The sequence below is a fragment of the Psychrobacillus sp. L3 genome, assembly GCF_042945595.1.
Taxonomy (GTDB): Bacteria; Bacillota; Bacilli; order Bacillales_A; family Planococcaceae; genus Psychrobacillus.
The window spans coordinates 1-19,473 of sequence record NZ_CP168494.1; the positions used below are offsets into that span (position 1 = coordinate 1).

Annotated in this window: 25 protein-coding genes; 2 read left to right on the forward strand and 23 right to left on the reverse strand. The window is 35.2% G+C overall.

What is annotated here, in order from left to right:
* Nucleotides 1–97 precede the first annotated feature (97 nt).
* From ACEPXD_RS19805 to ACEPXD_RS19845, 9 genes are all read right to left on the reverse strand, one after another.
* Nucleotides 98–286, reverse strand: a complete 189-nt coding sequence (locus ACEPXD_RS19805) for a hypothetical protein (RefSeq protein ID WP_391123485.1) — start codon at nt 284–286, stop codon at nt 98–100.
* Between the two features lie 521 nt (nt 287–807).
* Nucleotides 808–1,122, reverse strand: coding sequence for a hypothetical protein (locus ACEPXD_RS19810; protein WP_391123488.1), 315 nt, complete (start codon nt 1,120–1,122; stop codon nt 808–810).
* A gap of 104 nt (nt 1,123–1,226) precedes the next feature.
* Nucleotides 1,227–2,228 (reverse strand): NUMOD1 domain-containing DNA-binding protein, encoded by a 1,002-nt coding sequence (locus ACEPXD_RS19815; protein WP_391123491.1) that lies wholly within the window; start codon nt 2,226–2,228, stop codon nt 1,227–1,229.
* A 37-nt stretch (nt 2,229–2,265) separates the two neighbouring features.
* Nucleotides 2,266–2,439, reverse strand: a complete 174-nt coding sequence (locus ACEPXD_RS19820; protein WP_391123494.1) for a hypothetical protein — start codon at nt 2,437–2,439, stop codon at nt 2,266–2,268.
* A gap of 51 nt (nt 2,440–2,490) precedes the next feature.
* A complete protein-coding gene (locus ACEPXD_RS19825; protein WP_391123497.1) occupies nt 2,491–3,378 on the reverse strand; it encodes a tyrosine-type recombinase/integrase in 888 nt (295 codons plus the stop codon).
* Nucleotides 3,379–4,098: 720 nt separating this feature from the next.
* A complete protein-coding gene (locus ACEPXD_RS19830; protein ID WP_391123500.1) occupies nt 4,099–4,650 on the reverse strand; it encodes a MerR family transcriptional regulator in 552 nt (183 codons plus the stop codon).
* Nucleotides 4,647–5,093, reverse strand: coding sequence for a hypothetical protein (locus tag ACEPXD_RS19835; RefSeq protein WP_391123503.1), 447 nt, complete (start codon nt 5,091–5,093; stop codon nt 4,647–4,649). The genes ACEPXD_RS19830 and ACEPXD_RS19835 overlap by 4 nt, the downstream gene beginning before the upstream one ends.
* Nucleotides 5,094–5,403: 310 nt before the next feature.
* Nucleotides 5,404–5,781: a hypothetical protein gene (locus ACEPXD_RS19840; protein ID WP_391123506.1), complete on the reverse strand. Its 378-nt coding sequence runs from the start codon at nt 5,779–5,781 to the stop codon at nt 5,404–5,406.
* Nucleotides 5,782–6,209: 428 nt separating this feature from the next.
* The gene (locus tag ACEPXD_RS19845) at nt 6,210–6,365 is read right to left on the reverse strand and encodes a GIY-YIG nuclease family protein (RefSeq protein WP_391123509.1); all 156 of its coding nucleotides are present in this window, start codon (nt 6,363–6,365) and stop codon (nt 6,210–6,212) included.
* Between the two features lie 134 nt (nt 6,366–6,499).
* On the opposite strand from ACEPXD_RS19845, the gene ACEPXD_RS19850 reads away from it, so the two are divergent.
* Both ACEPXD_RS19850 and ACEPXD_RS19855 read left to right on the forward strand, forming a co-directional pair.
* A complete protein-coding gene (locus ACEPXD_RS19850) occupies nt 6,500–6,721 on the forward strand; it encodes a helix-turn-helix domain-containing protein (protein ID WP_391123512.1) in 222 nt (73 codons plus the stop codon).
* Nucleotides 6,722–6,776: 55 nt separating this feature from the next.
* Nucleotides 6,777–7,382 carry a type II toxin-antitoxin system PemK/MazF family toxin gene (locus ACEPXD_RS19855; RefSeq protein ID WP_391123515.1) on the forward strand — a complete coding sequence of 202 codons (606 nt, stop codon included), beginning with the start codon at nt 6,777–6,779 and terminating at the stop codon, nt 7,380–7,382.
* A 165-nt stretch (nt 7,383–7,547) separates the two neighbouring features.
* Here the strand turns inward: ACEPXD_RS19855 and ACEPXD_RS19860 are convergent, their stop codons facing one another.
* The 14 genes from ACEPXD_RS19860 to ACEPXD_RS19925 form a co-directional block, all read right to left on the reverse strand.
* Nucleotides 7,548–8,174, reverse strand: a complete 627-nt coding sequence (locus ACEPXD_RS19860; RefSeq protein ID WP_391123517.1) for a hypothetical protein — start codon at nt 8,172–8,174, stop codon at nt 7,548–7,550.
* A gap of 743 nt (nt 8,175–8,917) precedes the next feature.
* On the reverse strand, nt 8,918–9,073 hold the full coding sequence (locus ACEPXD_RS19865) for a hypothetical protein (protein WP_391123520.1): 156 nt from the start codon (nt 9,071–9,073) through the stop codon (nt 8,918–8,920).
* 269 nt (nt 9,074–9,342) lie between these two features.
* Nucleotides 9,343–9,468 (reverse strand): hypothetical protein, encoded by a 126-nt coding sequence (locus ACEPXD_RS19870; protein ID WP_391123526.1) that lies wholly within the window; start codon nt 9,466–9,468, stop codon nt 9,343–9,345.
* A gap of 200 nt (nt 9,469–9,668) precedes the next feature.
* Entirely contained in the window at nt 9,669–10,202 is a 534-nt protein-coding gene (locus tag ACEPXD_RS19875) for a hypothetical protein (protein WP_391123523.1), read from the reverse strand.
* A 109-nt stretch (nt 10,203–10,311) separates the two neighbouring features.
* Nucleotides 10,312–11,580 (reverse strand): PBSX family phage terminase large subunit, encoded by a 1,269-nt coding sequence (locus ACEPXD_RS19880; RefSeq protein ID WP_391123455.1) that lies wholly within the window; start codon nt 11,578–11,580, stop codon nt 10,312–10,314.
* Nucleotides 11,570–12,019: a terminase small subunit gene (locus ACEPXD_RS19885; protein WP_391123458.1), complete on the reverse strand. Its 450-nt coding sequence runs from the start codon at nt 12,017–12,019 to the stop codon at nt 11,570–11,572. The genes ACEPXD_RS19880 and ACEPXD_RS19885 overlap by 11 nt, the downstream gene beginning before the upstream one ends.
* Before the next feature lie 194 nt (nt 12,020–12,213).
* On the reverse strand, nt 12,214–12,465 hold the full coding sequence (locus ACEPXD_RS19890; RefSeq protein WP_391123461.1) for a hypothetical protein: 252 nt from the start codon (nt 12,463–12,465) through the stop codon (nt 12,214–12,216).
* Nucleotides 12,465–14,549, reverse strand: a complete 2,085-nt coding sequence (locus tag ACEPXD_RS19895; RefSeq protein WP_391123464.1) for a hypothetical protein — start codon at nt 14,547–14,549, stop codon at nt 12,465–12,467. Before ACEPXD_RS19895 ends, ACEPXD_RS19890 begins: the two co-directional genes overlap by 1 nt.
* 478 nt (nt 14,550–15,027) lie before the next feature.
* Nucleotides 15,028–15,327 (reverse strand): hypothetical protein, encoded by a 300-nt coding sequence (locus ACEPXD_RS19900; protein WP_391123467.1) that lies wholly within the window; start codon nt 15,325–15,327, stop codon nt 15,028–15,030.
* A 22-nt stretch (nt 15,328–15,349) separates the two neighbouring features.
* Entirely contained in the window at nt 15,350–15,907 is a 558-nt protein-coding gene (locus tag ACEPXD_RS19905; RefSeq protein ID WP_391123470.1) for a tyrosine-type recombinase/integrase, read from the reverse strand.
* On the reverse strand, nt 15,904–16,353 hold the full coding sequence (locus ACEPXD_RS19910; protein WP_391123473.1) for an ArpU family phage packaging/lysis transcriptional regulator: 450 nt from the start codon (nt 16,351–16,353) through the stop codon (nt 15,904–15,906). Before ACEPXD_RS19910 ends, ACEPXD_RS19905 begins: the two co-directional genes overlap by 4 nt.
* A 762-nt stretch (nt 16,354–17,115) precedes the next feature.
* The gene (locus ACEPXD_RS19915) at nt 17,116–18,411 is read right to left on the reverse strand and encodes a cystathionine beta-lyase/cystathionine gamma-synthase (protein WP_391123476.1); all 1,296 of its coding nucleotides are present in this window, start codon (nt 18,409–18,411) and stop codon (nt 17,116–17,118) included.
* A gap of 48 nt (nt 18,412–18,459) precedes the next feature.
* The gene (locus ACEPXD_RS19920) at nt 18,460–18,618 is read right to left on the reverse strand and encodes a phosphatase (protein ID WP_391123479.1); all 159 of its coding nucleotides are present in this window, start codon (nt 18,616–18,618) and stop codon (nt 18,460–18,462) included.
* A gap of 17 nt (nt 18,619–18,635) precedes the next feature.
* Entirely contained in the window at nt 18,636–18,989 is a 354-nt protein-coding gene (locus ACEPXD_RS19925) for a hypothetical protein (protein ID WP_391123482.1), read from the reverse strand.
* Nucleotides 18,990–19,473 lie beyond the last annotated feature (484 nt).

The following is a 19,473-nucleotide window of genomic DNA, read 5'->3' on the forward strand; positions in this document are numbered from 1 at the left end:
AAAATTCAAAAACATTCAGCATGTTTTTTTAGTTAAATAAGAACCTACGTTTTCATTATAAGTTATTTACTTCGTGTAACTTTATTTATTAGTTTTTTTATTCTATCTTATCTTGGCCATTTAGCCTGACACGCTTAGAACGAATAACATCTAAGATTTTGTTATTTCTAATTATAAAAGTATCACTACCAAACTCCATAGCTGGTAACATCGTACAATGACCATCTTGAACTATGTAAATAGCATTTACACTTAAATCGATTTGATAAACATTTGAACCACTCATTCCGCTTCACCACTCCCTGTAAAATATCTATGTCTTTATTATATCTCTTTTATTTTTTTGTCTTTGTTCCACGATGTTTCACGGAAAATGTAATAAAAAAGGACACTGCACAATAGAAAGGTATAATCACCCCTCTACAATGTACAGTGTCCATCGGTTTTCCGGTAGGACTTCGTTATGACTGGTACACTGTTCACGGCATAGATATAGCTCATGTATTCAGTGTCCCGGTATTTTCCGTAAGACTATCCAAAGGGTAATCGGACACCAAATAGGGTAAAAAGATGAGTTTTCAGAATTGTGCACTCAATTGCTCTTTTTTTATAAGGGAATCAATATTCCCTATGCCCTCGGTTCTTCCGTCAAGCCTTTTTATATGTTTAATCGTTTATGTTTATTATTCTTTTAATCTACTTTACTTTATCCTTATATTACAGATTTGTCTACTAATATCTATTTTCTTAATCTAATGATAAGGAGGACCACCAATAGCAATATCTTTTAGTGACTGGAATAGGTACTTAATTACTTCCGAAGTATAAAGCTGCCATCCCAGCGAATAACGGTCCACCACTATCATTTTTACGATTAAAAATATCTTGGCCATTTATATCATGATAATTAACGCCATTTTCATCAGTTGTAATGACCTGAAGTTTACTTGCTAGATCTAAAGAGTGAACTTTTCCACTTTTATCTTCAAAATATGCAGCAGTAACTCCTCCTTCAGCGGATAAGTCTACAAAGATAAACCCTGCCAATGCTTTACGCTCCATTGCATCCAATTCAATCATGCTTTCTCGCATGGATTCACTAAGCGTTTGGTATTTTTTCAATGGTATTCACTCCTTTGTAATTTTGCAAATTAAAGATCGTCCGGATAATTTTTTAATTGTCGGCAATCTGATTCTAGTAAGTCACTTTATCATCGTTTTGTTCATTACTCGACTTCCATTATCCATTCCTTAGACATTGATGGGCTTTTCTCGTAATCCTCTAAGTAAATCCATTTGAAACCACCAGAAGTTTTTATGTTTCCTCTACAACATTGAGAAATAGATGAGTGTGCTATACCCATATATTCCGTTATTTCTTTCATGTTAGAGTATGTTTTTATATATTCCCCATCCAAAGTTAATTGCACTACCTCTTTAAGATTTCTATTACGCTTATTACTGTGTTTATAATTTTCTTTAAATAAGTTATGATATTCTACTTTAAAAAGACTATCTAAGATTTTATTTATATTATTGAACCCCTGATATGGAATTCTTACTAAATCCAATCTATTTTTAGCACAATAACTATTTTTAATAATGTCATTTTTTTTAGTTTTATTAAATGCATCTTCACCACCAAATATTTCTACTGGTTCAAAGTGTTGTTTTCCATCGAATTCAATTAAGCAGACTAATACTTTATTTTTAAATATTGCAAAGTCAAATGGTAGAGAAGAAATATTTTTACATTCTTTGAATGTATATTGAGTTCTGAATTCAAAATTATTTTTTAATAAATATTCTTCAATTAATTTTTCCCCTCTTGATTTGTTTTTCGTACAAAATGGGCACCTAGAACCAGCCGTGAAAGAACGGGGAGCCACTTTAAACTTGTTGCCACAAACATTATGTGTCATAGCAATTTTATATGCAGAGTTCACAAACTTCTGAGATACAGAATAGTCTTCTCCAACTATGTTATAGATTTCTTGCCTAAATTCATTTTGACTTTTCCTCTTAGCTTTCCTCATACTTTTAAGCCTGCATGAAGGACAGTATTTTTTGTTTGGTTCTCTGATTACATTGCCAGCCTTAGTCTCAAACTCTCTTCCACACGTATGTCGTAATTTCACATTAAAACTAAGTTTATAAAAATCATCAATTAGCGAATACTCTCCCTTATACAACTCATCTAATTTCCTTACGAATTCTTGTTCAGTCACTTCCCCTCCTCCTTTTTTCTACTTCACATTATGTGTCTTATTTGCCGTATTTTTTCGGACTATGGTTATTATTAATAAGATTATCCAGAACTTGGTGAACATAGTCATCGGATGTATTATCGCGTAAAACAGTTAAGATAAATCCTAAATCACCTAAATCTTTATTGGTATCTGTAGATTCTTCCAATGCTCTTTCCATTGATAAATTCATAACTTCCCTCCTTATACGAATAGGTAAAGCTTTGAGGTTATCTCCGCCCTTTTATAGAAACTTATCTACAGTCGTATCAGAGACACTTAAATAATGCTTTGAAAGGACTTCTAATGATTTATGGCCGGTTTGCTTCGCAATGGTTGGTAGGTCTGCCCCCGCTTCATGCATCGACGCTACCTGGCTCTTACGGAAATTATAGCCTGTTAATCCAGTCCACTTCTGCAAAGCTTTCGTATATCCGATTTCACTTACTTCTACACTTTCATATCTACCACCTTTATATACACGCCCCACGAAATAATCATCAGGTTTCAATTTAAAGGCTTTTACATAATCCCTTACCGCTTTTACTACCTCTTGAGTTAGACGTTTATTATGCCAAGTTCCTTGCTTTTTCAGATACACTGACAAGGTACGCCCTTCGAGGTCGAAGTCTTTAATCTTTAATCGCACCATTTCGGATGGGCGATTTGCTGTAATAAGATTTATATAGGTGATGGCTTTTTCGCGGACTGGAAGCTTGTAAATCATATCAAGAAGCTCTTGCTTATCTACTGCGGATTTACCTTTAAGCTGCGTTTGCTCCGCATGTTGCTCTTCATTGAACATTTTTCGCATTGCTGAAAGCTCATTAGCAACTCCCGGCTCTGCTTTGAAATCTACGCCATGTACAACACTCAAATGCTTTCTCATGGCAGCTAAACGTCTTTCCCATGTATTCTTTTTCACACGTTGCTCTTTTAACGATACATATAAATAATCAAGCATAGATTCAGTGCAATCTTGTTGATCAGTAGCATGACAATATTCTAAAAATCTTCTAATGTCACCTTGATAACGAACAGGAATTTCATTGTTCTTTTGTTCGACAGACGACCTTCTTTCTTGATGTCTTTTCTTTGTTTCAAATGAGCTTTTTTGAATAACTATGCCCATTGGTAAACCTCCCTTTTAATGAATTATTTTTATCTTCTTTCTTATCTTACTATAGACAATAATATAATGTCTATACCTATTTAGAATTATGGTTGTTTACAACGCCTTATATGAATATATACAAACAAATACATGCAGTATAAACAATGAATTACACGTTTTCTACTTGTATTAGTAGCTGTTGTAAATCCCCTCTAACCACTTGGTACCATTGGCTTCATACCAGTGTGATTCGCACACACCCTCTCACACACACCTAAAATGGCTCTTCCGCACACAGGTAAAAATGTCGGCATTATGGTGTATACGGCATAATCTTACTCCGAATCAGACACTCCTTCTATGTATGGATATTTTTTGTGAAAAAACTTAACTGGTACTTTACCGCGTTCGATCCAGTAACCTTTTGCTTGTAATTCATCATTCATTGCTTTGATTCTGTATTGAGCGGTTCTTAATGAATTCAAATCTAAAAGCTGTTGCACTTCTTTTGTATCGTAAAAATGCTTTATAATTAGCGACTCCTGTTTCTATAGTATTTTCGAGAGTTAATGCAATCATTTATCCCTCTATTGAACAGTTATTGCTTACATTAATCCCTTTCAAACATAGTTAATGTTGCATTAATAACAAAATAGGTTCGCAAGATATTGCAAAAACCCTCGTATATAAAAGAGGACTGAGGGAAATATCTCCCCCAGTCCTCTTAGACTGCTTTATTTATTTGAAAAAACGACTGAAGAACCTTTTCTTTTGTGGCTCTGGTTCTTCTTCTGTTGCAGCTACTTCTGGTAATGCTTTTTGTTCGTTTAGTTTCACGATTTCATTTTGTAATCCTTCAAGGATCTCCACGAAGTATGAATCTCTTTTCTCTTGAGCAACACGGAAACCATCGATAACCGCTTTTTGTTCTTGTATTTCCTCTTTTAAACTAAGTATTTCTTTTATCATAGCAGCCGCTATATCGCCGTCATGACGTTCTAAGGCGTTTTCTGCATCGGTGCTATTAGGCGTTTTATGAAGATTCTCAACTCGCGTATTATACCCATTGGATGCAACCATAGAAGCATTCTCAACCGTCATATCACCGCTATTAATAAGCGTTACCATTCGTTGTAGCGTCATAACGGTAACTTCATCATATTTCCGGCTATTATTTGCATTTCTTTCAAATACTACGCCATGTTGTTCCAGCAGCAAACAGTATTTTCGTAAAGTAGAAGGCTGTAATCCTAGTTTTTTACTCACTTCACCCGGCGACATAGCGATCATACGCTTGTACCATCCTCACGATCATTTGTTAAATAATTCTGTATGGCGGTTTCCACAGCTTCATAAAGCGTCTTATCTTGCTTCACACAGTGAAGTTTCAATTCCTTGACTAAAGCTACATCTAAATCAAAGGAATGACGTTTGCGGTAAATGTGTGCATTTTCTAATGTATACTTAAGTTGGTTTGAATCAAGGTTCGCCCTATCTTTTAAAATTGTTTTTTTCTCTGATTTTACCTCGTCAGCTATTTCATAGATTGAGCGGTCTAAATTAGATGGATTCTCTGTATCATCAAAAATCCATCCAGGTTGACCTACGATTGTGTAACAACCAGCACGTTTTAAGGCAGCTCTTGCAGGCTTCTCCCCAATTGTTAGATACTCTTTTGCTATTTCAGCTATTGGTTTCGTTTTGGTAAGCTCAAGTATTTCTCTAATTTCCACCCTACATCCTCCTATTTGTTATTATTTTTTATTCTCTTTATTGTAGGAGTCTTACCAGCCGTATGCAATGATATTAGACAAAATAAATGGACCGGGTGATTTCCCCCAGTCCTAATTTGTGTTACTATAGCTTTAAAAATGTATTTTTGAACGGCTCCTGTTGCTGCAGGGGTTTTTTCTTTTGCCAATTCGCATATTCCTTCTGCTAAGTATTCTATTTTCTTGTACTCCTCACGAATTTCTTTATTTAAATAAGCAAACAGTGCATCGATAACAGTTAAGTTGGTACGCCATTCTTGAAAATAAAATCTTACATCATATTTTCTATAATCAACTGTTTCAAGGCTTTCTTAAGAATTACCTGTGTTTGCAAACGGTCTAAAACCTCTAATTTGCAACTAATATCTGTTACTGCATTAGGGTTCTCCGAAGCTGGGTTCCACAATTCCTGATTAGTATTTGTACGGTTGTCATTATTTCTCACCCTCATTTTTAATTGATCTTCAATGTACTCAACTATATCATTACTATTTTTATTGAATTGAGTAATTAACTCGCAGCCTCTATCACACCAACGGAATATCTTTGAGAGTCCATTAGAATTTTCCGTGAACAACAGACTACTATTTTCTTGAGTTGGAACGCTGGAAATTAGATTTAACCTTTCATTTTGAATAGTTACTTGCATTGTAATCCCCCCTTTTTATGTGAGTATTAATAATCCTGTAACGATGCTACACACCGTCATAACACCATAAAACCAACAAAAATCACTCCAGTGGATCCGTTCCTCTCCGAAAAAATATCGATTTAGATGTTTCATTTTTTCCTCCAATCCGCTAATTATCTTCCTCATTTTCTAATAATTTGGGATGCAAATTCACATATTCTTCTTCAGCTATTTTCTGGACGTGCAAAGGAGTAATACCATTTCCTCCATGCTTACGACACAATCCTTTAGAATTGGCACTTTGTTTGCATCTAACTCCTTTAGAACTTACCGCCGTACAATTACCGAACATTTTTGGCCTTACCACAGGGAAAAGTTTCTTTCCATTACCATCCGACTTGTTTCGAAATTAGGCCCATTCTGAATAGCGTTTCCATAAATGTTAATCAGATACGCTTCAGCAAACAATCCTTTTTCTTTCTATTTGTGGTTCCCTGAAAATGTTCTTTTATCCGTTTTCTTAGATTGCTGGTTTGGCCAACATACTCATGGACTCTCTGCTTCGTCCATAGGTATGTTGACACCTTGCTGAACTTTTCCATACTTCGTTGTATTTTGTACTAACTTCATAATACTACATCATTCGACTTTGTCAATACTATTCACACCTTTTTACTCACTTCTGTGTACTATTTACTCGAAATGAGGTACAATTTAAATGAGAGGGGATATGAAATTGGCTATTAAATTCAATTTAGATAGGGTTATGTTCGAGAAAAACAATATGAAGGTTCCTGAACTGCAGGAATTAAGTGGTATCAATAAAAATACTCTGTACAGCTTCTATAAAGGGGATATGAAACGTTTCGATGCAGAAACAATTGACAGGCTTTGTAAAGCTCTCGATTGTCAACCAGGAGATTTACTTACTTATGTAAAAGATGGAGAAAAGCTATAATAAAATTGGAATAAACAAACAAAAGGGATTTTATAGAGAGAATGAGGTGTTCGCATTGACTACCCCAATGGATAAAAGTGGAAGTAAAACCATTTATAATTTAGATGCCACTATTGAAAAATTTAAACTGAGTATAAGCACTAACCTTGTTTATAAAAAACAACAAAATATGCTTGAATGGCTTGATACCTTCAGTGAATACCTAACTAAAGAAAGTACTTTTGAACCTATTCAAGATACATTAAAATATGAAGCTGGAGTTATATTATCAGTTGACTTGGGTTTTAATGCTAAATCAGAACACGGAGGAAGACATTTCGCGGTTGTAGTAGAAGACAACAGTAAATCTTCAGGAACTGTTGTTGTAATACCACTAGGCTCCGAGAAACCCGACGTAAATGTAAACTGGAACGATGTTGATTTAGGTGTTATAGAGGAACTAAACAATTTAACTGAACAAAAAGGGGTTAAGAGTATAGCTAAAATTAGTCATATCCGTTCCATTAGCAAGATGAGAATACTGCAACCTGTAAAAAAAGGTACGAATCTAATATACCTTGAACCAGATAACTTGAAAAAAATATATAACAAAATGAAAGGTCGATACATAGGAAAAGGACTTAATCGACAACCTAAAAAAATTAGTGCCAAGGATATTTAATTTAAAAGTATTGATTTCTAAATGTATAATGACATATACTAATGGAGAAGATAAAAACTCAGGCTCTCGACCGTAGAGGCCCAATTAAATATACTCAGATCCTTTCGAGGGATCCGGCCACTCTGTTTTCTCAGAGTGGCCTTCTAATTTTCCGTGAATGTTTAATTATTTTCTCCAATGACTTATGAATTCTCCAATCGCTTCAGAAATATTACTTACTCCGTCTCTCATTTCATCATAGATGGTCGACAATAAAACAGCCCAAGATATTTCTTCCTTATACGGATTATTAGCCTCTAAAAACTTCATTACTTTCTCTAATTCTTTCATTCGTTTGTCCGTTAAATGTATGTGTAGATAATCCTTAAAAAAATCATTAAGGAAATCTGTGGTATGTATGCCTGCCCCGAGTAATAAGGCACACGCTCGAGAAGGAGTTACGTCCAATGCATAAGCAAGTGCAGCTAGATTATTATAGGTTTGTTGTTCAAAGCGAATAGTGATTCGATCAGTACTGTCCGGACTACTTCTTTTCTGTACAGACGAACGACTAAGATCGCCCATATAAAATGTGTTCATTAATCGAATAGGTCTTCTAAAATTCATCGATAAATATTCTATTACTTGTTTCGATAAGAGACCACTACGACAAATTGCTTCTCCGATATCTTTCACTGGTGTATTGGAAACGTAAGCCAAACGATAAATGGATTCACGCAAATGAATATCAATTGTTGGACTGACTTTTCTTTTTTTATCTGAACGAACCTTCCGCCCCACTTCTTTTTTCAAAATATTTACCTCCTACAGCCATTTTATTCTGCCAATGTGTGTTAGTGTGGCAGGGTTATTTTTAATTGTATGTACCCTACGAAGAAGGTATGTATAAAAAATGATGATTTTGGAGAGGATAATAGTATTGAAGAGTTAGAGAAGAGGTGTTCCGTTTTGGACAAAAAACAGGAAGCTGCAGAGTGGGCAAGGAAGGCAATTGAGAATGCGAAGAAATACCACATTCCACTGAAGCAGAAAAAAGCTAAGGGAAATAAATAAAATAAAACACTTTCCTAAAAAAGTTGGGAAGGTGTTTTATTTTGCAATTACCCAAATTTGAGCAATGTTATGGTATTGTACCAACTGTTTATAATGTTTTTTTTCTCTTTTCGTTGCATAAGATACACTAGATAGGGAAAGATGCTATTGCATAACTTTTTATACAGCCTTCAAGATGCCAGGTATTCTTAATACAATGTCACGTATATTGCGTTATTCTCGCAATATAATTTGCCATGTCTGTATTAGTTACGGTCTTCTCCGTACTTAAATCGCCATGACAGGTCTTGACATTGTACGCCGCTAGTTGTAAATTGAAGGTATTAAAACTGTTCAAAATAGTTCAAAACAGTTCAAAACAAGCCACAACACGACTCGTCTTCATGACGACAAAACGACCGGGTAGCTCCCGGTTGTTTTTTTTATGCCGAAAATTAAAACACCGCCCCTAGCCACTAGGGACGATGAAAATATTTTTTGTTTTAGAGATTCCAGTCATTCCAATATCTTATCAGCCAGTCAATTACCCTGACTATATCAGCAGATAGTTTAAAGGTAGCGACTCCTCTACTTGTCCACTTTCGATTATTGGTTTTCTTTTCTTCCCTTTTTCTTGTTACACGACTCTTATCCTCCATGACTTCACCTCCTTGCGAGCGGACTAATTGCTTCCGGTCTGGAGGTATATTTTATTACTATGTAAACGAGCTTGCCCGCCTACGTAGTTACGATTTTATCACACTATTAACCCTCAACGTATTAATTCTTTATCATTAGCTGTTCTGTGTGATTTGGTATATGCTCTGTGTGACTTCGCCATCACTCTTTCATACCTCTTCTCACTATACAAAGCTATTAGTGGACACACTTTTATACGTTTTTGACAAATAGGTATTGGTACGCTAGCTTATAGACCATGAAGCCAACCGGAGACTTTATAGCCACCACCGCCAAATTTACCTCCAGCATGAAGAACGGTCATAATAATTGTAAGTAAAATAACGCTACTGAATAGGTTATGACATTGCACCATTGTTTATAGTAACTTTCTCGGAAAAATCCTTTAAAGTATCTAACCGCACATAATAACCATTATGTGCGGTTAGTCCAACTTTGAACCGACCCTGTAGATCTCCTCAAAATTGAGGAAACTTACTTTCTTTCATTTTCGGAAAAAAGATATGCTCAATGTAGAAGTTATGGAAACCTCTACATTGAGCAACTTACAGTAACTCAATTAACATATACGTGGTCAAAGTAATAGGCATCGCTTTTATTTTTCAAATCTAGATTAATAAGTACATTTGCTTCATCGGTATCTTTCCCTAACGCTACAGTTGCAAATTCAAATTTATTAATAGGATAATTTTCTAAAAACTCCGTAGCCAGTACTAAACCATGACTTATAGCATCTTCTTCTAACTTCTCTCCATACCTTACAGTATCGTAAAAGTGTTTCACTACGATAAAACTCGTTATTTCATCTTCATTTAATCGCCTAACATGCGCTGTAGACTTAACACTTAGTTGTTCTTTATCGCATATAAGAGGTTTTATAAACAATCTAAAAGCGGTAAATTGCATAATTTCCGGTACACCATCTTCAAAAAGTTCAATATACGTTTTAGGCTTCTCTAAAATGGACTGTTCCAGTTCGCAATATTCATTCGAATATTGTGTTGGATATTCATCTTTAGGCGTTACAATTAGCAAGACATGTCTTTTCGATTTACCTTCTAATTGATCCAGGTACTTTCTAATGGTCATTCTAATTCAGCTCCTTTTTAGTTATACATTCACTTCATTCGTGAAAGATGGATAATATCCCTCTAGGTATTAATAAAGCTGCTTGTCCAAAATAAATTATTATAGATATTTATTTCAATATAGATACGCCTGTTTTCTTCATATCTCGCTCAAATGCATATCTCGTAGCATCAATTGTATGGTTATCCTTGTCCTCTAGACGAGGTCTAGGATTTCCGTCCTTATCTGTTTGATAATCAATATTCTCAAATTCTTTTGCTATATTAGGAGTACGCAAAGGATCAATGCAGATAAAGTCTAAATCATCAAGCCATTGCTCACCATACTCTACGGAGTCAGGGCCTTTCTTAGCACCTTTAACTCGTCTTATATCATGTTCTTTCCGCAATTCATCTATGGACTTAGGCTCAGCACTATCTGCCATTATCTCTTGACTATCGTAGCTTTTTGATTTAATCCATTTAGCTATTTCTCTATTACTAATCTTTTGACCATAATGCTCATCGATCGCATATATACCATTTTTCTTCTTATCATAATGCCACCGAACAAAAGCCAAAGGATCCGGACCATATCCGAAATCAACTGCCTGGCGGATGTTATCGAACATTTTGACCATTTCATTTGTAATACTTCCAGCCTCTACTTGTAAGTTATCGAAAGGTACAACTCCGCTGCCTATAGCTTCTCCAAGATACTCCCATTTGTAACGTAGTTCATTCCGTTCTTTAGTAGCTTCAGCCTCTTCAACGAATTGCTTCGAGATAAACGGATTGTCAAAATACGTTGATTTATGAACAAATGTATTCTTCGGTTGAAATGAACTCTCATACTTTTTGTTAACCCATGACTGCTTTCGCTTTGGTGGGTTGTATGTGTAAAAAAACTTATAAAAAATACCATAATCCAATTCTCCACGTAATAGCGAGTTGGTAATAGTAGTAATTTCTTCTTCAGTTTTAAATTCAGCTAATTCCTCTAACCAAGCTATAGCAAAAGGGAAGTTGGCACTCTTTAACGATTTAATTCTTGTTGGATCTTGAGCACCCCGGAATATCATGTAATTCCCTCGTGGCAAGTAGGTGATCCGCATAGGTGACTTGTTTATTTTAAATAAATGTGATACCCCTTGCTCATTAATTGCCCATTTCATTTGTTCAAATATGGATGTCTCAATTGTATTATCTACTTTACGTATTCCTACAGCATTAACTGCATACCGCATAAGTAATTGGACGATGATATGAGCAACATCTGACGATTTACCAGAACCACGACCGCCTTTGCAGACGACGTGCAATATTTCCCCTGCTATAGATGCTCGCCATACAGGATGAAAATTAGTAGGAAGGAATTCAGATAGTTTTTTAACAGCCATCTACTTCACCACTTATGTCATCGATGAATTGAACTGTACCCATTATCTCTGTTTCTGTTCTATCTATCCACAACTTATATCGTTTTCCTAGCAATTCAGCAGCCTTAATCTTTTCGGCAACAGAGGGTTTCATATTCTCGGAAATGTCTTGCTCGCCCATTCCCAGTCCAATCAACGTAGCTCCGTTTACTTCACCCCGTAGGATCGCAGTTAAAGTCTCTAATATTTCTTGTTGATCTGCAATACGTTCGGACTTCAATTCTTCCATACGATTTTCTATATAAGATTGTATGCCGACATTTGCCAACAAGGTGTAAGCTTTACCTCTTGAGTAGGCTTTACTATATCCTGCTTTTAAAGCAGCTTCTTCTGCATTACCTAACTCTATATAATAATCCGCAAAAGCTTGTTGTTTGGGATTTAAATTCCTTTCAATCAATGGCCTCATCTCCTTATTTTGTTATAATTGATTAGCGTGATCAAAACTTAGCTCAACCGATTACTCTTTCTATTCCTCTTCCATTTCATGTTGCGTTTCAATGCTAGGCATTGATTTCTCTAAAGTTTCTTCAGGTATTACGATTTTATTTGGCATAGAGACACACTCCCTTCTTTGGAGCATACCTCAACTAATCAAGAAGTATAATTATTTTTCGGTAAAGCGGCCAATTGCCTTTCAAGCTTAGCTTTTTCTTTTTCAAGCTCTTTACGAATAGCTTCAGTACCTCTTTTAGCTAAGTCACCACAGAGGGAACAGACAATAAGTCTGCCTTCTATTGGACTATCTAGCGTAAATGTTTGCTTTGTGAGAGTCTTTCCACAAACAGTGCAAAGCTCCCTTTTTGGTTTCTTTCGTGAAGCAAAAGATATGATTTTCCCACGCATTACGTGTAAGCCCCCTCTACCGATGCCTTCATTTCGTTTTCTAAGGATTCGTTGATCTTACTTACGATTTTATCGATGTCCGCTTCTTCACGAATTGCCATATCTCCCGTAAATGTAAACGATGGCTGCAACGTTCGGAAGTTTTGAATGGATTTTCTATCCGATAATTCTCTCAATACCTTCAAATCTTCTTCCGCAATATTGATTTTATCTTCAATTTTCCCTATTTTATCAAGTTTTCCGCCTTTAATTTTGCCATCCGGTGTCATTCCTAGTGATCCAATATCTCCAGTAGGACCTATACCTAATCCAGCATCTTTAACTAGAAAATCTGTTGGACTGATATTTGATAAATTACCCAGCTTGTTCACTAATCCGTTTCCTGCGTTAAAACCGTTGTCAAATGAAGTAGCCAGATTTTCCGGAGCCAATTTTGCCCCGGAAAAATCGAATACATTTTTATCTGAAGTCGGTTTCATACTCTCCATTTGCTTCATGATGCCTGAAATTTTATCAGATACGGTGTGAATATTGTTTTCATCTAATAGTGAAACTTGAGGTATATCAAATCCTATTTTATTTAATAGACCTGACAATTGATTGACCCCACCAATAATGCCGTTGATAGCTTTAAGTACAACTGACATAAAGTTACCAGCAAAGTCTTCAGCAGACCTAGTCATGTTAAACATTGTTTCGAAAAAGTTCATACCTAAATCGTAGAATAACTTTTTAATTGCGTATACTGGATCGATAAGTACATTAAATAAAAACTCCGAAAATGCTAGAATGATATTCCAAAAGTACGCTACACGGTTATACAAAAAAGCAAACAGTGAATTGAATAAACCACCGACAAAGCCTATAATATCAGCGGTTGATACGCCAAAGTGATTAAGGACAGTCATTAATAATACTATTGCTCCAATAACTGCAAATACCGGCCACAAAGCAACAGCCCATTGAATGAGCCAAGCTAATGCCAAGTCAGCTAAGACGAAACCTACGCCAATTAATACATTTTTGACAATATCCCAATTATCTATAATAAACGCTACCGCGGAAGCTCCAGCATCAACAATTAAGTTGAAACCATTTGTAATGAAGGCAATAGCACTATCGAACTTTCCTGTTTCTATACCATTGCTAATTAAATCTGTGATTTGCATAAGACCCGGTATAATACCATATCCAATTGTTTCTTTTACTCCGGTCATGGTGTTAGAAAATTTTGCCCATGCACCTTCTGGAGTACTTGCCATCGCTCTTGCTAGATCCGTTTGGTTCTCATTCAGTACTTGTACAAGTAAACCTGCACGTTCTGCCTCATTCCCATACTTAAACATCTTCAATTCGGCATCCGTTAAAATGGAGCTGAGTTTAAATCCATTTCGGGAAAGAGAATCAATTTGGCCCATCATCGCTTTACCCATTAAATCAGCGGTCTGTTTAATTTGGTCTTGCGTCACATTAACACCGTATGTCTCTGTAGCTAAGTTGTACATGGATTCTGTCATTGCATTAATATTCGATGGATCATACACGTACTGAGCAAGTTGAGATTGCCCCATCATACCGACATCAGCGGCTATGGCTGTTACCTTTTCAAGCTCCATTGCCTGTTGTCTTACTAATTCAATTCCAGTCTGCGTCATCCCGTTAATATTTTGCATAATCGATTGTAGACGTTGTTCTGCTCTAATTCTATTCCCTGCAGCTTCTATTGCTTCGCCTCCGAAATTCTTTATAGCAGAAATACTTAGGTATGCAGCGGCAAGACCCATTACCTTCTTGACAAGGCCATTCATACTTGATGTGCCGTCTCTTATCCTATTATTAAATTTATCTTGATTAATAGTAGCGTTGTTAAGTCCACTGTTAGCCGAAGAAATAAGTCTATTCATATCTGCGGCTGCTGAATCGATCGTACTTTGTGCTTTGGAAAGACCTTTTGTATCAAGATTATTTGCTGTTGCATCCATTTTTTCCATGACCTTAATCGTGCTTTCCATAGCCTTCATCATTTTCATTATTGGACCTGATAATTTATCCTGTAAGGCTAAGGAAGTTTGTACGCCACCCATTTCATTCACCATCCTTTTCTAATTTTTATTTCTAACGGCTGCAGTCACTGCGTTCGTCATTAGTTATTCCATTGTAATGTTGTCGCGGGGTGTTCAAAGGTTAGTTCGCCCTTTGTTCTTTATCTACTTATTAATCAAATCCTAATTGCTTAATAAAATTATTTAAGATCTCTGATTTTATTTCTTTTCCCTCTTTAATGCAAAATTTTTAGATACAACTTGATTCTATCTAAGATATATTTATCTTTTAAAATACCCATAACCAAAATCACCTTTTAACTACAAAATCGACATAAGGCGTTCTTTAGTTCTCATTTTGATTATACCACTTTTAAAGTATTATGAACATAATATAATACATATTCTGTTAACTTCATATACCGCCTACAAACCCATATACACCAACACTTCTATCTACTTCTAAATTCTTAACTTTACATACACGATTTATGTTATGTTCAAGGGTAAAATGACTATTCTACCAATCGATTTTTAACATGGTTTCATCCATTCTCTTTTGTAGTTCGTGCATCTCATAAATTTCTAAAATAATATGCGTATCATTGTGTACTCGCACACCTTTATTACGCTGCCATTGCCAATCGTACATACCATCAATAATTCGTAAAGCCAGTTTTTCATCAATCTCCAAATGTTCAGCTCCGTATTTTCCGTATTTATTTTCTTCAATCCATTTTAATATTCTTTCAACGGTAGATCCTAACCTTACGAATTCATCTAAAGTAACAGCATACTTACGGTTATTAATTTTTTCCACTTATCAAGCACACCCTTTATTATTAATATTTAAATCCTCCAAGTTTACTATTTACTAGGTCTTGCTCAACACCTATATAGCGTAATGTATAACTTGGGTTCTCATGATTCAATAATTTTTGTACCAGTACAACATCTTTAGTTTGTTGGTACAAATGAAAACCTAATGTTTTTCTCATGGAATGACAAGCAAGAGAATCAATATCAAATTCATTGGCCACTTCCCTTAAAATCATATATGCTCTTTCCCTGGTAATCGGTTTGTTATTCCCCACACGACTTTTAATTACATAATCATCACTACTTTTATCTATTAAGAATTTCTTTAATCCTCTTTTCAAAATAGGATTTAATTCAATCGTCCTAGTATTATTTTTCTTCTTTCGTGTTTTTTTCTCATTAATAATCAAATAGTTTTTCTCTTTTAAATCCTTTACTTTAAGGCTCAAAATATCAGATATTCTAAGTCCTGTATAAATACCTAACAAAAACAGGATATAATTTCGTTCATTGTTATTTTTTAAAAACTGTTCAATCTGTTTAATAAGAACTGGATCTCTAATCGGCTGAACAAAATTCATGAAGCATTTACCCCTTTCTCTTTATAAACTTCAATTTTTAGTGCAAATGCTAACTTGTAAAAAGCACGTACCTTCAATCGATAATACTGTCTTTCAGAAATATTTAGTTTTGCATACACTTGATAATCAAACTCTTCGTCTTCTGCGAAATATCGAAGAATAATGAGCTTACGTTCTTGATCTGATAGACGATTAACTGCTCGTAGTATCAACTCAATAAACTTAGAACACTCTCGTTCGTAATCTACATTTGCCAATGCGACATTTTCTGTCGAAGAACTAGGTAAGTTGTGTGAAGGTGGCATTAAAGTATACTTTGCAGTAACGGATGGCAATTTATCTAGACTTAGCTGTAGTAAATACAAACGATACTTTTCTAAAGTAGATTGAACTACTTTTTTAGTAGCTTCACGGTTGATTTCTGGCAAATCAAAATGCAATGGCATAAATATTCCTCCCTTTTGCAAAGTTTAAAAATAGCTCGTTCAAACTAAATACACCACCTTTTCAAATACTAATAAGACACTGTGTAAAAGGCGTTCTTTAGTTCGCGATAGAGTAGAAGAAGATCCAAAAGTTCACTAGTTACTGAAGTTTTGTTGTGAAAAAAACCTTGTACGAAAATTCCATACTAACAATCTGTCAGTATCCGAATGACAAATTTGTCATAACAATGATACCCTTCCAATTTGATTACTATTTCTGACTATATATTCACGTATTGGGATTGAATAACGTAGAAAAATACGGTACTCTCTCAATACAAGCCGACGCACCAAGTTACAAACTAATAAAATCGTTATTACATCAAATACGTGACTACCTGTAAGAGGTCAAATGCGGTACTCTCTCAATACAAGCCGACGGACAAATATACCATCTAAAAATATAGAAAAGTTCCATACTGACAATCTGTCAGTATCCATTTGACACCCTAGTAAAAACAAAGTAATTATACAATCATAATATTGACCTATAGAACAAGACATTTTCGTTCGAAATAGCGGTACTCTCTCAATACAAGCCGACGGACAAATATACCATCTAAAAATATAGAAAAGTTCCATACTGACAATCTGTCAGTATCCATTTGACACCCTAGTAAAAACAAAGTAATTATACAATCATAATATTGACCTATAGAACAAGACATTTTCGTTCGAAATAGCGGTACTCTCTCAATACAAGCCGACGGACAAATATACCCATCATCTCAGCTCCACAAGATACTTCTTCAAAGTAGGTAAAGCAACACCTAATAACGTTGCTAGTTCGCGTTGTGTCGCCTTTGGATGCTCTCTTTTTAATAAACGTAAATCTTCTAATCTCTTAGCCTTTTGAATTTTTCTACTTGCTTCATATTCACTGCGTTCTTTTGCTCCTTCTTCTCTACGCTTGTCCTTCTGGTATTCTTTATCACGTCTCCGTTTCTCATTACTATTGATAATTGTCTTTAAATGCTTCTGTTCTTCACTGGAAATACCCAACCATTCAATTAACGTTTCATTCTTGATTTTAAACGGCTCATCACCTTCGTAATATCGTTCTGCACTTTTAGTATCCGCTAATGCTTCTCGCTCTTTTAAAGGCTTACTGAAACGATTGTTTAAAGTTAACATAGCTTCCTTTGCTTGTTCTTTACTGTCTCGTTCAGTTAATGCCCAATAACGGCATAAGAACAATGCGTATTCTCTACAACCGTCCATTTGACCATTCCGAAGCTCTGACAATGTGTTTAAATCACTCATACGTGCTTTTAATAACGTGTATTCATTGAAAAGATGTTTTACTGTCCCCTTTGTTTTTTTATTCCTCTGTGGTGCTTTTTTTGTGGTTTTAATGATGTTCGGAAAGTAATCCGTTACAATTTCGTCAAAAGTATATCTATTTTCATGCAACATCTCACAAAAGACTTCTCTTTTACTCTTACTATTAATCGTTCCAGCAATGCGAAATACACGAGCTGCATCAGAAGCTTTTTTATCAGCTCCGAAACTCTTCATAGTTTCATATAAAGCATTTTGTAATTTCCCCCAACGCTCTACCGCTAAACCACTTAAAGGCTCTAAAAACCACACTAAATTTAGACCTCTGCCGCTGTAAATAAGCATATTTGGAGTCGGTATGGTCTTCCCAAAATAATCACGTTTTAATAAAAATCCAGTAAGTTCTGCAGACTGTCCAATGTTTTGACAATCTATATCTACAAACGCTGTCCTGATCTCTTTTAAATTAGTAACTAATCTTTTTGGCGTGTAAAACGTATTCATACTAATATAGCTATCTGGTTTCGTCCACTGGTCAATATGTTGCTCTATTTCATTGCGTTTATAGTGATACTGAGAAGTACCATCTTTTGTTTTATGAAAAAGTGCAATATAACCTGGTGATTTTTCATGTAAAGCCTTTATTTGTCCTTTAGAATTTGCTATAATATAACTATCGTATCCAGTGCTGTTGTCTGCCATGACACTTCCAGCAATGGATTCTTTTTTTATGCCCATTTTCTTTTCCCCTCTTTCTCTTTCTAGCGTGTTAGCGTTACTGTAACGCTACCGATTCATCTCTTTTGCTTTTTTCAACCAGTATCTTTGATTAGCTGCATTAATTTTTTCTTTATTTTTTTTTCGATATTCTCGGGCGTACTCTCGTTTAGCAGATAGTACCAACTTTTCTTCTTCCGTCAATTCTTCTTTTGCTTGTCCTGTCATTATTCATCCTCTTCCTCTCAGTTATCTTTAAAATCAAGCGGTAGTTCACCATAATGCTTTTTATAAAATGTCATTTCTATTTGTTTAGCAGTTGACAAAAGACTAAACGCTGAATTTCTTAAGTCACTTAATGTTTTGTTTAGATCTTGTTCGTCTTTTATGACATAATAACCGCCACTTCCAGCCGTCTTACTACTTCCTACTAAGTAGTTATGTTGTCTTAGATCTTTAATAATTTGATAGAGTATTCTTCTATCTTGAATCCCTGCTCTTGCTTGCAAATCTACTCCAATAATACGTTCTCCGTCTTCTAATAGTTGTAAAGTGTTCCAAACGAATTGGTGTTGCTGTGTCATTTGTTCAACTTTCATTCTGTTTCCTCCTATTCTGTTGTCGTGGAGGTATATAAAAAGCCCTCCCGTATAAAATTGCAGACGGAGGACCAAGCTTGTGCTATTTTCATTATCATTTTCATATAGTTTCGTATGATTTCATATTGGACTGTTAAAGGCGGTTAATTAACGTTTATTATGCCTTTTGGTATCGTTTAGCGTTTTTTTTTTTGCAAATTGCAAATTGAACGCTACACAATGTAACAAATATGAACTATACTTGTGTTACCCGTATGTTACACTTTTAGTGTAGTTTTCGGATAACTTACATGAAAAAGAACGCGAAAATATAATGAGCTGTGGTAGGCCTTTGTTTTTTCCGTCTATATTGTTCTTGCTCCAACAAGAACCGCAAGCCTCTGACGCTCCAACGTCAGGGGTTTTTGCATTTTCTGCATTATAAGCAGTTGAAATAAAAGTATTCATTGTTTTGGTATTTTTATTCTTCTTTCTATTTTACCGT

What these genes read in the sequence shown, in the direction of transcription:
- ACEPXD_RS19805 (WP_391123485.1), bottom strand. Translation starts at nt 286, where the DNA reads ATGAGTGGTTCAAATGTTTATCAAATCGATTTAAGTGTAAATGCTATT.
- ACEPXD_RS19820 (WP_391123494.1), bottom strand. Translation starts at nt 2,439, where the DNA reads ATGAATTTATCAATGGAAAGAGCATTGGAAGAATCTACAGATACCAAT.
- ACEPXD_RS19825 (WP_391123497.1), bottom strand. Translation starts at nt 3,378, where the DNA reads ATGGGCATAGTTATTCAAAAAAGCTCATTTGAAACAAAGAAAAGACAT.
- ACEPXD_RS19830 (WP_391123500.1), bottom strand. Translation starts at nt 4,650, where the DNA reads ATGATCGCTATGTCGCCGGGTGAAGTGAGTAAAAAACTAGGATTACAG.
- ACEPXD_RS19840 (WP_391123506.1), bottom strand. Translation starts at nt 5,781, where the DNA reads ATGCAAGTAACTATTCAAAATGAAAGGTTAAATCTAATTTCCAGCGTT.
- ACEPXD_RS19845 (WP_391123509.1), bottom strand. Translation starts at nt 6,365, where the DNA reads ATGGAAAAGTTCAGCAAGGTGTCAACATACCTATGGACGAAGCAGAGA.
- ACEPXD_RS19865 (WP_391123520.1), bottom strand. Translation starts at nt 9,073, where the DNA reads ATGGAGGATAAGAGTCGTGTAACAAGAAAAAGGGAAGAAAAGAAAACC.
- ACEPXD_RS19870 (WP_391123526.1), bottom strand. Translation starts at nt 9,468, where the DNA reads ATGGTGCAATGTCATAACCTATTCAGTAGCGTTATTTTACTTACAATT.
- ACEPXD_RS19875 (WP_391123523.1), bottom strand. Translation starts at nt 10,202, where the DNA reads ATGACCATTAGAAAGTACCTGGATCAATTAGAAGGTAAATCGAAAAGA.
- ACEPXD_RS19880 (WP_391123455.1), bottom strand. Translation starts at nt 11,580, where the DNA reads ATGGCTGTTAAAAAACTATCTGAATTCCTTCCTACTAATTTTCATCCT.
- ACEPXD_RS19890 (WP_391123461.1), bottom strand. Translation starts at nt 12,465, where the DNA reads ATGCGTGGGAAAATCATATCTTTTGCTTCACGAAAGAAACCAAAAAGG.
- ACEPXD_RS19895 (WP_391123464.1), bottom strand. Translation starts at nt 14,549, where the DNA reads ATGGGTGGCGTACAAACTTCCTTAGCCTTACAGGATAAATTATCAGGT.
- ACEPXD_RS19905 (WP_391123470.1), bottom strand. Translation starts at nt 15,907, where the DNA reads ATGAATTTTGTTCAGCCGATTAGAGATCCAGTTCTTATTAAACAGATT.
- ACEPXD_RS19910 (WP_391123473.1), bottom strand. Translation starts at nt 16,353, where the DNA reads ATGCCATTGCATTTTGATTTGCCAGAAATCAACCGTGAAGCTACTAAA.
- ACEPXD_RS19915 (WP_391123476.1), bottom strand. Translation starts at nt 18,411, where the DNA reads ATGGGCATAAAAAAAGAATCCATTGCTGGAAGTGTCATGGCAGACAAC.
- ACEPXD_RS19920 (WP_391123479.1), bottom strand. Translation starts at nt 18,618, where the DNA reads ATGACAGGACAAGCAAAAGAAGAATTGACGGAAGAAGAAAAGTTGGTA.
- ACEPXD_RS19925 (WP_391123482.1), bottom strand. Translation starts at nt 18,989, where the DNA reads ATGAAAGTTGAACAAATGACACAGCAACACCAATTCGTTTGGAACACT.